This is a genomic window from Synechococcus sp. PCC 7336 (assembly GCF_000332275.1).
Classification (GTDB): Bacteria; Cyanobacteriota; Cyanobacteriia; order Thermostichales; family PCC-7336; genus PCC-7336.
The window spans coordinates 2,252,901-2,266,386 of sequence record NZ_CM001776.1 but is presented as its reverse complement, the minus strand read 5'-3'; the positions used below and the strand labels follow the sequence as shown (position 1 = coordinate 2,266,386).

Here is a 13,486-nt window from a genome sequence, read left to right as displayed (position 1 = left end):
CTCGCCCCAACCCGCTATCCTGTGAGGGTTGTTGAGGCATCTGGAGTCAGAGGTTGAGCCAAACCCGAATTGTTGCATTGCTCAAATATCTGCGACACGAGCTATCTATCTCTGCCAAACATCCAACTCACCCGCAGGTCAGAAACTGGTTTTGGGTCTGTGTAGCCTTTGGAATCATGTATGCGGTCATGGGGTTGGAAGAAGCCTTTCGCACCCCCTACCTCATCCCCGACGATGCCCGCCAACACGTCTTTTGGACGCAGCAGTTTGCCGATCGCGAGCTGTTCCCCAACGACTATATCGCCAGCTACTACCAATCCATCGCCCCTGCAGGCTATGCCCTGATTTACCGAGCGGCAGCAGCCATCGGCATTCATCCCCTGCTGTTCAACAAGTTGCTGCCCGCTGCCATCATTTTGCTCACCTCCATCGCCACCTTCTGGACCAGCCTCGAACTGTTTCCGGTGCCAGTGGCTGCCTTCTTTGCCTCACTGCTAATGGACCAAGCGGTTTCCATCACCGATACCGTGTCGGCGGGAACGGCGAAAGCCTTTGTCTATCTAGTGACGGTGGCATTGATGTATGCCTGGCTGCGGCGATCGATCTGGCTGAGTTGGCTCGCCATTCTCCTGCAGGGGTTGCTCTATCCTCAAGCGGTGTTGATTTCGGCGGGGATCTTGGCTTTGGGGCTTGTGGAATGGCGAGAGGGACGCTTGCGACTGAGTGGCGATCGCCATTTGTGGAAACTCAGCCTCGGCGGCTTGGCGATCGCGGTTGTCGTACTGCTGCCCTATCTGCTGTCATCCAGTGGCTACGGGCCCACTATTTCTGCGGCTGAAGCCCTCACCATGCCGGAGTTTCAGTCGGGGGGGCGGGTGGCATTTTTTCGGGACGATCCGGCTCAATTTTGGCTGCGCGGACGCAGTGGCATTCGCATCAACTCGGCCCTCACGCCAGTGACCAATGCGGCGGGATTTCTCTTGCTGTTTTTGCCCGGGTTTCCCCAGCAGTTTCCCCTAGTGGGGGCAATCGATCGCGGCATCGGCATTCTGCCCCGACTGTTCCTGAGCTCCGCCTGCTGGTTTCTGGCCGCCCACGCCCTCCTGTTTGCGCTCTATCTCCCCAGCCGCTATTCCGGCCACTACCTGCGCATTCTGTTTGTGCTCAGTGCCGGAATCGCGCTGCTCATTCTGATTGATGCCTTGCTGCGCTGGGCCATTCTCGCCCTCGATCGCGCTGGGAGCCCTCAGCGCGCGCTCGAAGCGGCGATCGCCAGCACCACCGCTGCTGCTTTAGTCGGCCTGCTCCTGTTCTATCCCCTGACCATTCGCGGCTTTCCCCTCACCTTTTTGGCCCAAGCCCAATCCCCCGAACTTTACAGCTTTCTCGAATCGCAACCCAAAGATAGTCTCATCGCCACCCTCAGCCACGAATCCAGCTATATTCCCAGCTTTGCCCGTCGTTCCATTTTGGTGGGCAAAGAATACGCCATCCCCTATCAGACCGGCTACTACCGCGAAATTCGCCAGCGGGCCAAAGACACCATCGCCGCCCAATACAGTCCCAATCCCCAGGTGGTGCGAGAGTTTATCGAACGCTATGGCATTACCTTATGGCTGCTCGATCGCGATGCCTTCCAGCCTCAGGGGATCGCCAGTAGTCGGTGGGTGCAGCAATATCAACCCGAAGCGGCGATCGCGGTAGAAACCCTTACCAGCGGTCAAACCCCAGCCTTGGCCAAAACGCTCGATCGCTGCAGCGCTTTCAAAAGTGAAAACCACCGCATTCTAAAATCTGAGTGCATCCTGGCGGCCCTTGAGGAATCCTAGATCTGCCCTATGTCAAATCAGTCACTGCGACCTTCGCCGGCAAAATTCGGTCTGGAGCCCGACTCGAAGCTCTGGCACGGGCTGGCGATCGCCGCGATCGCCTACGGCTTGCTCATTATTGTCGTGCAGTACCTCAGCAACGACGGCTTGCGGGGGGATGAGGCCGCTCTGGCCCTCAATCTCGTCAATCGCTCCTACCTCGAACTGGCCCAGCCCCTCGATTACAACCAAGGGGCTCCCCTGGGCTTTCTATGGATCGAAAAACTCGCCATTCAGCTCTTTGGCAAGAGCGAATATGCCCTCAGGCTGTTCCCCGTCTCGGCTAGTATCAGCTCGTTTTTGCTGCTTTACACCGTTGCCAAACGTTGGCTATCCCCGCCGGCAATTCCCATCTGTCTCGGGCTCTTCGGCACCCTCCGTCGCATTGTTTTTCATGCAGTAGAAGCCAAGCAATATGCCAGCGATATGGCGATCGCCCTCGCCCTGCTACTGGTGGCAATGGCGGTGAATTCCGGCCTGCTCGATCGCCGCAAGCTACTCATCTATTCAGTCGTGGGGGCGCTCGCTATTTGGTTCTCTCACCCTGCTGCCCTCGTGTTAGCGGGCTTGGAGCTCGCCCATATCCTCATTTGCCTGAGCTCGAAAAAGTCGCTACAACTCAGCGGCAAGTTACCGATCTATCTGAGCTGGATTGCCAGTTTTGGGGGCTTTTATTGGATTACTGCCAGCAATCTCGGCGACAACACTACCTTATTGAGCTCTTGGAGCAACGGCTTCCCCAGCTCGCCCTTCGATGTAATCTGGGTGCTCGATGCCCTCGGGCGCGCCTTCTACGAGCCCTTTAGCTTTGAAAGTCCGAGTGACGGGTTGGCGATGGTTTTCTTTGTAGTCGGTTGCGTTGCCTTTTACAGGAAAAATAAATCAGCATTCCTTCTCTGTATCTGTCCCATTCTGGTCACTCTCTTTGCCAGCTTCTTACATCAATATCCTTTTCTCAAACGTCTGATTATTTTCTTGGCTCCAACGTTTTACTTACTCATTTCTGAGGGGACATCTGTGAGTATCCGAGGTCTCTTTCAGGCATCTGCTCGCCATTTTCCCCTTGCGAAGTGGCTGGCGAGAGCCGTTGGGGTGGCGATCGTGTTTGCTCTATTTTATTACCCTATTAAAGAGTCGGGGGCTATTCCTTTTCGTCCCAAGCAAGAACACGGGATTCGTGCAGTGTTGGAGTATATCCGCGAATATCGAGCCCCAGAAGATAAAATTTTCGTGTTTCAGAACGGAGATCTGCAATTTGCCTATTACGCACCTCTGTATGGCTTTGCAGAATCTGACTATATTATTGGCACTGACGATTTCTTACAGAGGAATGACTCTTCTCTGACGCAGTCAGAACGCTTGGCTATAGAACTAGATCTCCTGCGTCAAAGCGATCGCGTTTGGGTGCTCTTTTCCCGCACTGATTTTGGCGAGCAAGTCAGGCTGGTCAGAGCTTATCTGGAAACTTTCAGTCGCGAGATTGATTCTTTTGAGGGTGTCCGCAGTTTTACGTTTCTCTATGACATCGATTCAGATATCGATTCAGATATCGATTCGTCGACTGGGGAAGCGATCGGTGACAGTCGAACTAAGGGGGTGGAGTCGGTGTGAGAAAGCTATATTTCCTATTGCCTGGAACCACCCAGAAATTTGGCAGTGGCGGCTTGTGGGCGGAGCTGAAGCTAGCGGAATTAGCAAGGCAGTTTTGCGAGGCGGAGATTGTCACCTATCGGCAACGGGAAAGCGATCGCCCTTTTTTAGAGGACGTGCTCGCCACTGAAGACTTGGCCCACTGCACGTTTGTCGCAAGCTGGGGATTCGATGTCAAGCGTTTGGTGGCGAGACTCAAACACTGCAATGTTGTTTATCATGCCCACAGCTCGGGCTATGGCTTCAATTTGCCGGTGGCGGTGCCGATTGTGGCGGCGAGTCGAAACACGATGGGGTATTGGGGACAAAAGTCACCGCATTCGCCCATTTTCTACCTGCCCAACGCCATTGGGCAAGAGTTTTGCGATCGCCATCAAGCCCGAGACATCGATGTACTCGTTCAAACCCGCAAAACCTCCAGTTACGTATTAGAGCAATTGGTACCCGCTCTGAGTCAGTTCTGTCGCGTCGAATTGCTGGATCGCTATGTGGAGGATCTGGCGGGGCTATTCAATCGCGCCAGGATTTATGTGTACGATTCAGCGGAATATTGGGCTGCGAGTGGGGTGACGGAGGGGTTTGGCTTGCCGCCGATGGAGGCGATGGCTTGCGGATGCTGGGTGTTTTCGAGTGTGAATAGCGCACTGGCGGATTATCTCGATCCGGGCTTTAACTGCGAAAAAATTGCAGTGTATTCGCTCGATTGCGACCTGCGGCGGATTCAGGCTGCTTTGCAGGGAAGGAGATCGCAGGTGGATGCTGCTTTTTTTGAGGACTATCGAGCTGAGGCAGTGGCGAAGAAATTGGGGGCGATTTTAGTCGAGATCGATGCGTTTTTCGATTATCGGACAGGCGATCGCCTGCCCCAACTGACTCGCTGGCGGTTGGGGCAGTTGTGGTGGCAGCAAAAGTGGGGCAAGCTGCGGCGGAAGATAGGGCGATAGCGGGTTTGGCGGTTCTACACTGAGAAAGGCTGTTGCTGTGCCAACTGCATGACCTCCCATTGGTTTGAATATCCCATTCGCGTCCATCCCCATCACACCGATTATGGCGGCATTGTCTGGCACGGCAAATACGTGGCTTGGTTGGAGGAGACGCGGGTGGAGGTGTTGCGGCACCTGCAGATGCCATTCGAGCGATTTGTGCAGGCGGATGTGAATTTGGTGGTCGCCGATATGTCGCTGCGCTATCGCCGTCCTTTGACGATGGGGGCTGATGCAGTGGTGTTGGCGAGGCCGGAGCAGCCCAAAGGGGTGCGGTTGCCTTGGCTGTACGAGTTGCGATCGCGCGATCGTCACACCCTCTATCTAGAGTCGACCGTGCAGTTAGCTGCGGTGAAGGTCAGTAACGGTCAGATCTATCGACGCCTGCCAGAGCAGTTACGAGTCCTTTACGATCGCATGGAGGGAATGTTGTTGGCGTCGGATGTGGTGTTGAGCTAGAGGGGGCGATCGCGGTCGAGCCCAGAGGGCGATCGCCTCATTCTAAAAATTTGGGTTTTCTAAGGGTAGCGATCGCTACCATAAAAGCTAAAACCATTGCTACGCCTGCATTCGAGTAAACTTTACGAAACTTGACATTTCATCAGAGGCGAGGCAGTATAAAGATACGTTAAGTATTTTGCATGACTGGAGTTACCGTTATGGACTCTCAAGAAACCCGCTTTGGCTTCACCGCCTTCTCCGAAAAGTGGAATGGCCGCCTGGCAATGTTAGGCTTTGTGATTGGCATTGCTACCGAGCTGTTGACTGGCGAAGGTATCCTGACTCAGATCGGCCTACTCTAGGTTCGATCTCCGAGCTCTCATTGTGAATTCTATCTCCGCTCCTGCGCAAGCAGGAGCTTTTCTATTGCCACGAGAATTAGCACAAGGAATTATAGGTATTCGGTTCAAATATTAAGAATTTGTGAACACCTATTCATCCAATTGAAGCAGGCCACCTTATCGAGCTATGTATCTTGTGCAACAAAATTAAGTGCGACTCGGGCTGGGATAGAGCCAAGAAATTCAGATGTCGCGCATGCGATCGCCAAAGCCACAGCCCGAACAATAGGGGTTAAACCCTTGCCCATACAAGACAATAGCAACTGATAGAGAATGCTGTGGGAAGATCGATCGATTCTTGGCGATGGCGATCCGCGGCGAGGTTAATGAGAATGCCATCCATTCGCTTCCCCACAGAGCCGATCGTGTATCCTCGTAATGTTCGTAATATTTTCAAAGATATGTAAAGATGGATTTAGATTAAGCTAGATTCATCAAATTCTTTTTGTAACAGGTCGGTACATCCTATGCCTCGAGTTTTAGTGATTGATGACGACTCGGCAATCCTGGAGCTGGTGTCTGTCAACCTAGAGTTGGCAGGTTACGAGGTGTTTCAAGCCCCTGACGGCATTAAGGGACAAGCGATCGCTTTACAACTGCTACCCGATCTGATCGTGCTCGACCTAATGTTGCCGAAAGTCGATGGATTTACCGTATGTCAGCGTCTTCGACGAGACGAACGCACATCTGAGATTCCCTTGCTCATGTTGACAGCGTTGAGTCAAACTCAGAATAAGGTCGATGGCTTCAATGCTGGAGCAGATGACTATCTGACTAAGCCGTTTGAGATTCAGGAATTATTGGTGCGGGTGCGGGCGCTGTTGCGGCGAACCGATCGCATTCCTCAAGCGGCCAAGCACAGCGAAATTCTCAACTACGGTCCGCTCACGCTCATTCCCGAACGGTTTGAAGCCGTGTGGTTTAGCAATACCGTCAAGCTCACCCACCTAGAGTTCGAGCTACTTCACTGCCTGATGCAGCGTCACGGCCAGACGGTTTCCCCCAGCGAAATTCTCAAGGAAGTGTGGGGTTACGATCCCGACGACGATATCGAGACCATCCGCGTTCACATCCGGCACCTGCGCACCAAGCTGGAGCCCGATCCCCGCCATCCGCAGTTCATCAAAACGGTATACGGGGCTGGTTACTGTCTGGAGTTACCCAATTCGGTTGAATCGGAGCAATTAGAAGAAGCTGCCTCCTAAGCCCTAAGACTCTCAGCCGGGTTCTGCCTCTCGCTCTAATAGCAATGTGACGGGACCGTCGTTGACAATCTCCACTCGCATGCCTGCCCCAAAGCGGCCTGTTTCTACAGTCAGGCCGCTTCTGCGTAATTGGACCACAAATTGCTCGTACAGGGGGTTGGCGATCGCGGGTGGGGCAGCGCGATCGAAGGAGGGGCGACGGCCTTTGCGACAGTTTCCATAGAGGGTGAATTGGCTGATGGCGAGCAGTTCGCCGCCGATCTCTCGCACGGAGTGTTGAAAGCTGCTGCCGTTGCTGCGCTCATCTGGAAAGAGGCGCAGATTGAGGATTTTGCGGGCCATCCAATCGATTTCGGCGTCGGTGTCGGAGGCGGCAATGCCAATCAGCAGGGTGAGCCCGCGATCGATCTTGCCAATCGTTTCGCCATCAATGGTGACGGAGGAGGATTGAACTCGTTGCAGAATGACTCGCATAGAGGAACACTGTTGTGCGGATCGACAGACCCACGGGCTAAATTCGCTGCAGTCGAAACGGATGTAGGACTACAACCTTTCTATAAGAACGGGCGGGTGGAGGCGGCGTTAGAAATAGGATCTAGGTGGCTGGAGTTAGAGGTTACTGGCGATGAATGGATATCGGGGTTGGTCGAATTATGCCACTTGGGCGATCGAACACTGGATTCGAGAGGAGGAGCCCGACGATATCTACTGGACGGGGCGATACGAGTCCCTGAAGGCATCCTCTCCCGAGCACTGGCCCGAACAGTTAGCCAAAGAACTCGAAGCCTTTCACGACGAAGATTCCCCCGAGTTGGCGGGTGTCTATGGCGATTTATTGGGCTGGGCGCTCTCAGCAGTGAATTGGCTGGAGTTGTCCAGCAGTTTTGCGTCCGAACAGCCCGAGTGAACGATGGGGATACAGGCAGGTTCGAGCTGATTAAAACTCCAACCAATGAGGCTGCGGTTGTTCCTCCATCAACTCCGCTAGACTCTTACCTATACCTATCCGTTCAGACAATTGAGGTTGTATTTGATATTACGCTTACATCGCAACTTTCAGCCGAGCAGTCTCTCCAACGGAACTGCAATATCGGGGAAAGCCAGAGGCGCAATCGTTCCAGACTGTACGAGGTTCACAGACTGATAGGTTCCCTCTCGAGGCTGTCGGTGAACCCCCACTCGATCGGCTGGGAGATCGACTACCCAATAGTCTGCAATGCCCGCGCGAGCATACAGATTGGCCTTTGTTGACAAGTCGTAGTCCACTGTGGAATTAGAAATCTCGAGTAACCAAAAGATGTCCTCTGGTTGCGGATGCGTACGTGCATAAGCGTCAGCTCGCCAGCGCACAACAGCGATATCAGGTGCTGGCTCGCTATCGCTCAACAATGTTACTGGATAGGACTCGCGAATGACCGCTCGTCCCGCCAACTGCTGTCGTAGATATTCAGCCAAGGACCAAGCCCGCGATGCATGCAGCGGACTTTCCGGTGCCATATCGACAATCTCTCCTGCAATCAACTCCACCTGACGACCCGCTAACACACCGCTGTCTATCATGCGGTGATAATCCTCTAGCTTCCATCTGGTGGGCGTCCGAACCATACAATGCTCTTACTCGAAGGCTGACACGTGCTTATCGCCATTGTACTCTGGAGAACTTTAGCGCTGGTAGCGACGATGCACGAGGACATCTTCGAGGAGAAGACGATCGATCCATAGTAGAGAAGTGGGTTGTCGATCGCGGAGCGTTTGCAGACTGCGTCTCGCAGGTTTGGCGTGACATACTAGAGGGCAATAGAACTAGGCCGGACGAGAGTGACTGAAACATCTATAAGGGTACGCAATATCGCGATCGCGATCGCGGCTGTGGCGCTGGGGGCCATCCTGTTTTTGGCCACACAGCTTCAGACTCGTCAGGCCAGTTTGGCCACTGTGGCCCAGCGGGCAGTGCCGCTAGAAGTGGCGCTGGCCAATGGCAAGCCGACGCTGTTGGAGTTTTATGCCGATTGGTGTACCAGTTGTCGCTCGATGGCAACTACGATGGCGGCTTTGGAGTCGGAGTTTGACGGACAGGTCAACTTCGTCATGCTGAACGTGGATAACACGAAGTGGCTGCCGGAGTTGAGTACTTATCGAGTTAACGGCATTCCCCATTTTGAATTTTTGAGGGCAGGTGGACTGTCTGTGGGGACGGCGATCGGCGAGCAGCCTCGCACGATCTTGGCGGAGAACTTGACAGCCCTCAGTCAAGGGATCTCTACTCTTTCTGCCACAGAAACCGGAGAAACATCTGCCTTCGAGCAACCGCTGGGCGACTCCACTCAACCGCGCAGCCACGGCTAGGAAACGGATGGCAAGCTGCGTATTTGTCAGTGGCACTGATACGGGAGTGGGAAAAACCGTTGTCAGTGGACTTCTGTGTCGTTGTTTGCACGATCTCGGCTATCGGGTGGGATATTACAAGCCCGTACAGAGTGGAGCCAATCTCGAAGGCGATCGCCCCGCCGACCGCAGCCCCGACGTACAGTTGGTGCGACAACTCTCTCCCGCAACTCGAACCGCTTGCAGCTATGCGCTGCCACTACCGGCGGCCCCCCAACTCGCCGCAGAACTCGCCGCTCCCCAAATCGAGATTGACCTGCAGCAATTGGATGCAGATTTCAAGCGCCTCACAACCCAGTGCGATGTGGCGATTGTCGAAGGGGCAGGCGGCTTGGCCGTGCCCTTGGCAGACCAGTTATCCATCTCTGACTTAATCTGCCACTGGCAGTTGCCCCTCCTTCTGGTTGGCCGCTCCCAGTTAGGAACCATCAATCACACCACCCTCAGCCTCGCTTATGCCCGTCAGCTCGGCATAAACGCGATCGCCACCCTCCTCAACGACACCGAACCCCATCTCGACCCCGGCGATCCAATCCTTGCCACCGCCCCTCGCTGGATCGAACAGCTCAGCGGATATCGGTCTCTCTATCGTCTGCCCTACCTCAATTTGTCGGAGATTGATTGGAACGCCATCGGCCCCGTTCTGGTCCCCATAGCCCGACAAATTGTCGCAGAATAGGCGATCGCCACTGTGGCCTGCGCGCGATACCGTATTGAGAGCAGTTCTTTACGCGCTACCGATGTCGGCCTTTGCCTCCCCACCCTTCGCTAAACCCCAAGAGCCCCAAACTGGCAGGTATCAGTGGCAGGGCTATCAATGTACGTTTGAAGCCTACCAGCCCCCTGCAGGTGACAAACGCTTGCCAGCACTATTACTCGTGCATCCCATTGGGGTGGGCTTAGCGCGCCCGTTTTGGCATCGCTTCTGCGCCGCTTGGCAACAGCAGGAGTCCAGCCGTCCCATTTACAACCCCGACCTACTGGGTTGTGGCGGCTGCGATATGCCGCAGCGCCCCTATCGACCGGCGGACTGGGCCCAGCAGCTCTTGTCCTTTTTACAAGTGGTGGTAAAGCAGCCGGTCGTGCTGGTGGTGCAGGGGGCATTGCTACCGGTGGCGATCGAGCTGACAGCCTTACCCGAAGCTCGCGATTGGGTGCGCGGTTTGGTCCTGTCGGGACCGCCCGCCTGGTCCATCGTGACGCGCGAAACGCCGCAGTGGCAGCAAAATTTGAGTTGGCGTCTATTCGATTCGCCGCTGGGGAATGCTTTTTACCGCTACGCCCGCCGCGAACAGTTTTTACAGTCGTTTTCTCAACGCAAGCTGTTTGCCAGTCAGGACGGTGTGGATGACGAGTGGCTGGCCATGCTAGAAGCCGGTTCGCAACAGATGCGATCGCGCTATGCCGTATTCGCGTTCCTGGCCGGGTTTTGGCGACAGAACTACGAGCCCCAGTTACGGCAAATTCAGCAACCTACCTATGTGGTGTTTGGAGAAGCTGCCTCCAGCATCGATCGCAACAGTCGCCCCGAGACTGCCCGCGAGCGGCTGACAACGTACCTGACCTGCTTGCCCCACAGCCAAGGGGCGATCGTGCCGGGACGGAATGTCTTGCCTTACGAAAATACCCGAGACTTTGTGAGGTCAATTACGCCTTTTATCCAAACAATTGCCTGACAGGTGCAATCGCTTTCAATTTCTGGCAAAACTCAGTTTAGCTGTCTCTCTTTGTTTTGACACCCTGAAAATCGCTTTGATACCCTTGTATGACTACCAGCAGCTAAGGACTCTTCACCAACGTGGATATTCAATTAGGTCGCGGCAAAACAGCCCGTCGTGCTTACGGTTTCGACGAAATTGCACTCTCTCCCGGCAGCCGCACCCTCGACCCGAATGTTGTCGATACCCGCTGGACAATTGGGGGCATCGAGCGAGAGGTACCCATTATTGCCAGCGCAATGGATGGCGTGGTGGACGTCCGCATGGCGGTGCTCCTATCGGAGTTGGGGGCATTTGGAGTTCTGAACCTAGATGGCATCCAAACCCGCTACCCAGACCCCGAACCAATTCTGGACAAAATTGCCAGTGTCGGCCCAACTGAGTTTGTGCCGCTGATGCAGCACTTATATAGCGAGCCCGTCCAGCCAGAACTGATTCAGCAGCGCATTCGCGAGATCGAGCAGCAAGGGGGCATTGCAGCGGCCAGTTCTACGCCTGTCAATGCAGCCAAGTACGGCCCTTTAGTCGCCGAAGCCGGCGGCGATATGTATTTCGTGCAGGCAACGGTGGTGTCTACCGACCACACGGCTCCAGAAGGTATGCGAGCGCTGGATCTGGCCAAGTTTTGCAGTGAGATGCCGATTCCGGTGGCGATCGGCAACTGCGTTACCTATGAGGTCGCACTGGAGCTGATGCGAGCTGGGGCTGCTGCTGTGTTGGTGGGCATTGGCCCCGGTGCAGCTTGTACCTCTCGCGGCGTCTTGGGAGTGGGGGTGCCTCAGGCAACGGCAGTGGCAGACTGTGCGGCGGCTCGGGCAGATTACGAGGCAGAGTCCGGTCGCTACGTACCGGTCATCGCAGATGGCGGGTTGATTACGGGGGGAGATATTTGCAAGTGCATTGCCTGCGGTGCCGATGCCGTCATGATTGGGTCTCCGATCGCCCGCGCTCTAGAGGCTCCCGGTCGCGATTATCACTGGGGTATGGCGACGCCGAGCCCGCTGTTGCCTCGGGGAACCCGCATTCGAGTGGGCACCACGGGTACGATTGCGGAGATTTTGCGCGGTCCGGCCAAATTGGATGACGGCACCCAAAATCTGTTGGGAGCGCTGCAGACCAGTATGAGTACGCTGGGAGCGAAGACGATTCAAGAAATGCAGCAGGTGGATGTGGTGATTGCTCCGTCACTGCTGACAGAAGGGAAGGTCTATCAGAAGGCTCAGCAGTTGGGCATGGGCAAATAACCCCTGTGACCCATGATTCTGTTATCGACGCCGTATTTATACGGTAGGCAATTTGGGTTTGGCTTCATAGAATCTTCATGAAGCCTTCATTGCAGCTTTAAACATGGTCTGGTTGAGCTGACAGTGAACCTGAGGAGCAAAGCTCCTCAAAGGCTGGAAGGGGTTTGCAACATCTTGGGAGTTGTGAATCCCTTTCTTTTGTCGTGCAGTTGCTCGGCAGGGGGCATGTCTAAACGGGCTGAAGGCACTCAGATAGAGCTCGCTCGGTAAACCGAAATAGGGCACATCCAGCGATGGTGACTGCTACCGCAGCCATTGTTGTGACAGGGCGATCGAGCAGTGCGAGCATGCTGGTCAGTTCCTCATTATCGAGACTGTGCTGCGAATTGGATGGCTGCAATCCAACCCCATCACTCTAAACCTCGTCCGCGTTAAAAACCTGCGTTTTTCAGGCAAGATCTGGAAAACCTGGGTTCGATGTAGCCTCGACCTTACACTGCCGGTGGGGTAGGGTGTGTGGGATATTGTAGTTCGTCCTAGACATGACCTCACCCCGAGCAGACTTCGATACTCCCTGGAAAGAAGTGCTAGAGCTTTATTTCGAGCCCTGTCTCCAGTTCTTCTTCCCCGCCGCTCATGCCCAAATCGACTGGTCCCGTCCCTACGAATTTCTCGACAAAGAATTACAGCAAGTCGTTCGCGATGCCCAACTGGGCCGTCGCTATGCCGACAAACTGGTCCGGGTCTGGTTGCTCGACGGACAGGACCTGTGGATTCTCATCCATAGTGCAGCTAGAAGAGGTACTCGATTCAGTCCTAAGCGCTATCTCGCTCGAACAACTTGCCGAAGACTTGGCCCAAAGGTTCTCCAGCCGGTAAATTCTTACGAAGAAAACGCCTCAGGTGTCGATCGCCCAGATGAAGTTTATCGAGAAGCCAGGAGGCCGGAGGAAACCTCGGCAACCAGTTGCTCGGGATCGATGGCAAACATAGGCGGTTCGCCATCGGCTTGCACCATCATCGAACTGATGCAGCGCACGTTGTCGGAGGCAGCATAGGTGGCAGGGATGGGGACGAACGTCTGGATGGGAATGCGTTTAACAGCAGGTGGCCGATCGATCGGTAGACCGACTTGTTCGCCATTAGCGCTTTGAATGACGATTAAAAACCGTTGGGTCGAGGCGAGATCGTTCGATTTGGTTGCTACTGCAGTTGCTCCCACAGTCGGAGTGGCTTGGGGAAACGGTGGCGTAGAGTTGCGCAAATTGAGGACATCAGGCAAGCTAGCAGTTGTTGCGACCCGTCGGGTAGAGGTCTTGACAGAAGACTGTAGCGGGAGCGTTTGCGGGCGATCGCCAAACAGGCGATGGCCAATATCGACGACGGTCAGTTCGCGATTCCGACAGACGGTAAGGCTGAGACCCGTTCCCTTCGGATCGTCGTAGACTTTGCCGAGGGGAACCACTTGCCGCACCGACTCGATCGGCAGGGCAAACCATTCCCCCCGTAGAGGGAAGGCGATGACTTGTCGGGTTGCCACAGCTTGGCGCGTGCGCGCCCGACGCTGTTGGATGGGAGAGATCGCTGCCAT

15 protein-coding genes and 1 pseudogene are annotated in these 13,486 nt (G+C 55.0%); 12 read left to right on the top strand and 4 right to left on the bottom strand.

Annotated elements, in window-relative coordinates:
• Window positions 1–53: 53 nt before the first annotated feature.
• From SYN7336_RS10810 to SYN7336_RS10785, 6 genes are all read left to right on the top strand, one after another.
• Window positions 54–1,829, top strand: a complete 1,776-nt coding sequence (locus SYN7336_RS10810) for a hypothetical protein (protein ID WP_156820114.1) — start codon at window positions 54–56, stop codon at window positions 1,827–1,829.
• Between the two features lie 9 nt (window positions 1,830–1,838).
• Window positions 1,839–3,479, top strand: a complete 1,641-nt coding sequence (locus tag SYN7336_RS25430) for a hypothetical protein (protein WP_017325955.1) — start codon at window positions 1,839–1,841, stop codon at window positions 3,477–3,479.
• Complete coding sequence (locus SYN7336_RS10800) at window positions 3,476–4,462, top strand: glycosyltransferase (RefSeq protein WP_017325954.1); 987 nt, start codon at window positions 3,476–3,478, stop codon at window positions 4,460–4,462. Before SYN7336_RS25430 ends, SYN7336_RS10800 begins: the two co-directional genes overlap by 4 nt.
• Window positions 4,463–4,510: 48 nt before the next feature.
• Entirely contained in the window at window positions 4,511–4,960 is a 450-nt protein-coding gene (locus tag SYN7336_RS10795; RefSeq protein ID WP_017325953.1) for a thioesterase family protein, read from the top strand.
• A gap of 200 nt (window positions 4,961–5,160) precedes the next feature.
• Entirely contained in the window at window positions 5,161–5,304 is a 144-nt protein-coding gene (locus SYN7336_RS10790) for a high light inducible protein (RefSeq protein WP_017325952.1), read from the top strand.
• Between the two features lie 506 nt (window positions 5,305–5,810).
• Window positions 5,811–6,548: a response regulator transcription factor gene (locus tag SYN7336_RS10785; protein ID WP_017325951.1), complete on the top strand. Its 738-nt coding sequence runs from the start codon at window positions 5,811–5,813 to the stop codon at window positions 6,546–6,548.
• Window positions 6,549–6,560: 12 nt separating this feature from the next.
• Here the strand turns inward: SYN7336_RS10785 and dtd are convergent, their stop codons facing one another.
• Window positions 6,561–7,022 (bottom strand): D-aminoacyl-tRNA deacylase, encoded by a 462-nt coding sequence (gene dtd / locus SYN7336_RS10780; protein WP_017325950.1) that lies wholly within the window; start codon window positions 7,020–7,022, stop codon window positions 6,561–6,563.
• A gap of 151 nt (window positions 7,023–7,173) precedes the next feature.
• On the opposite strand from dtd, the gene SYN7336_RS10775 reads away from it, so the two are divergent.
• Window positions 7,174–7,455: a hypothetical protein gene (locus SYN7336_RS10775; protein WP_017325949.1), complete on the top strand. Its 282-nt coding sequence runs from the start codon at window positions 7,174–7,176 to the stop codon at window positions 7,453–7,455.
• A gap of 149 nt (window positions 7,456–7,604) precedes the next feature.
• Here the strand turns inward: SYN7336_RS10775 and SYN7336_RS10770 are convergent, their stop codons facing one another.
• On the bottom strand, window positions 7,605–8,153 hold the full coding sequence (locus tag SYN7336_RS10770; RefSeq protein WP_017325948.1) for a Uma2 family endonuclease: 549 nt from the start codon (window positions 8,151–8,153) through the stop codon (window positions 7,605–7,607).
• A 213-nt stretch (window positions 8,154–8,366) separates the two neighbouring features.
• On the opposite strand from SYN7336_RS10770, the gene SYN7336_RS10765 reads away from it, so the two are divergent.
• The 4 genes from SYN7336_RS10765 (at window position 8,367) to SYN7336_RS10750 (ending at window position 11,895) form a co-directional block, all read left to right on the top strand.
• Entirely contained in the window at window positions 8,367–8,894 is a 528-nt protein-coding gene (locus SYN7336_RS10765; protein ID WP_202951155.1) for a thioredoxin domain-containing protein, read from the top strand.
• Between the two features lie 7 nt (window positions 8,895–8,901).
• A complete protein-coding gene (gene bioD / locus SYN7336_RS25425; RefSeq protein WP_071590768.1) occupies window positions 8,902–9,612 on the top strand; it encodes a dethiobiotin synthase in 711 nt (236 codons plus the stop codon).
• A 34-nt stretch (window positions 9,613–9,646) separates the two neighbouring features.
• Window positions 9,647–10,609 carry an alpha/beta fold hydrolase gene (locus SYN7336_RS10755; RefSeq protein ID WP_227498639.1) on the top strand — a complete coding sequence of 321 codons (963 nt, stop codon included), beginning with the start codon at window positions 9,647–9,649 and terminating at the stop codon, window positions 10,607–10,609.
• Between the two features lie 122 nt (window positions 10,610–10,731).
• Window positions 10,732–11,895, top strand: a complete 1,164-nt coding sequence (locus SYN7336_RS10750; protein ID WP_017325944.1) for a GuaB3 family IMP dehydrogenase-related protein — start codon at window positions 10,732–10,734, stop codon at window positions 11,893–11,895.
• Window positions 11,896–12,124: 229 nt separating this feature from the next.
• Here SYN7336_RS10750 and SYN7336_RS32285 read toward each other — a convergent pair whose 3' ends face one another.
• Entirely contained in the window at window positions 12,125–12,295 is a 171-nt protein-coding gene (locus SYN7336_RS32285) for a hypothetical protein (protein ID WP_156820113.1), read from the bottom strand.
• A gap of 142 nt (window positions 12,296–12,437) precedes the next feature.
• Here SYN7336_RS32285 and SYN7336_RS32280 point away from each other — a divergent pair.
• Window positions 12,438–12,680 (top strand): annotated as a pseudogene (locus SYN7336_RS32280) (cytosolic protein); the annotation flags it as partial.
• 140 nt (window positions 12,681–12,820) lie between these two features.
• Here the strand turns inward: SYN7336_RS32280 and SYN7336_RS27935 are convergent.
• Window positions 12,821–13,486 (bottom strand): chemotaxis protein CheW, encoded by a 666-nt coding sequence (locus SYN7336_RS27935; RefSeq protein WP_017325942.1) that lies wholly within the window; start codon window positions 13,484–13,486, stop codon window positions 12,821–12,823.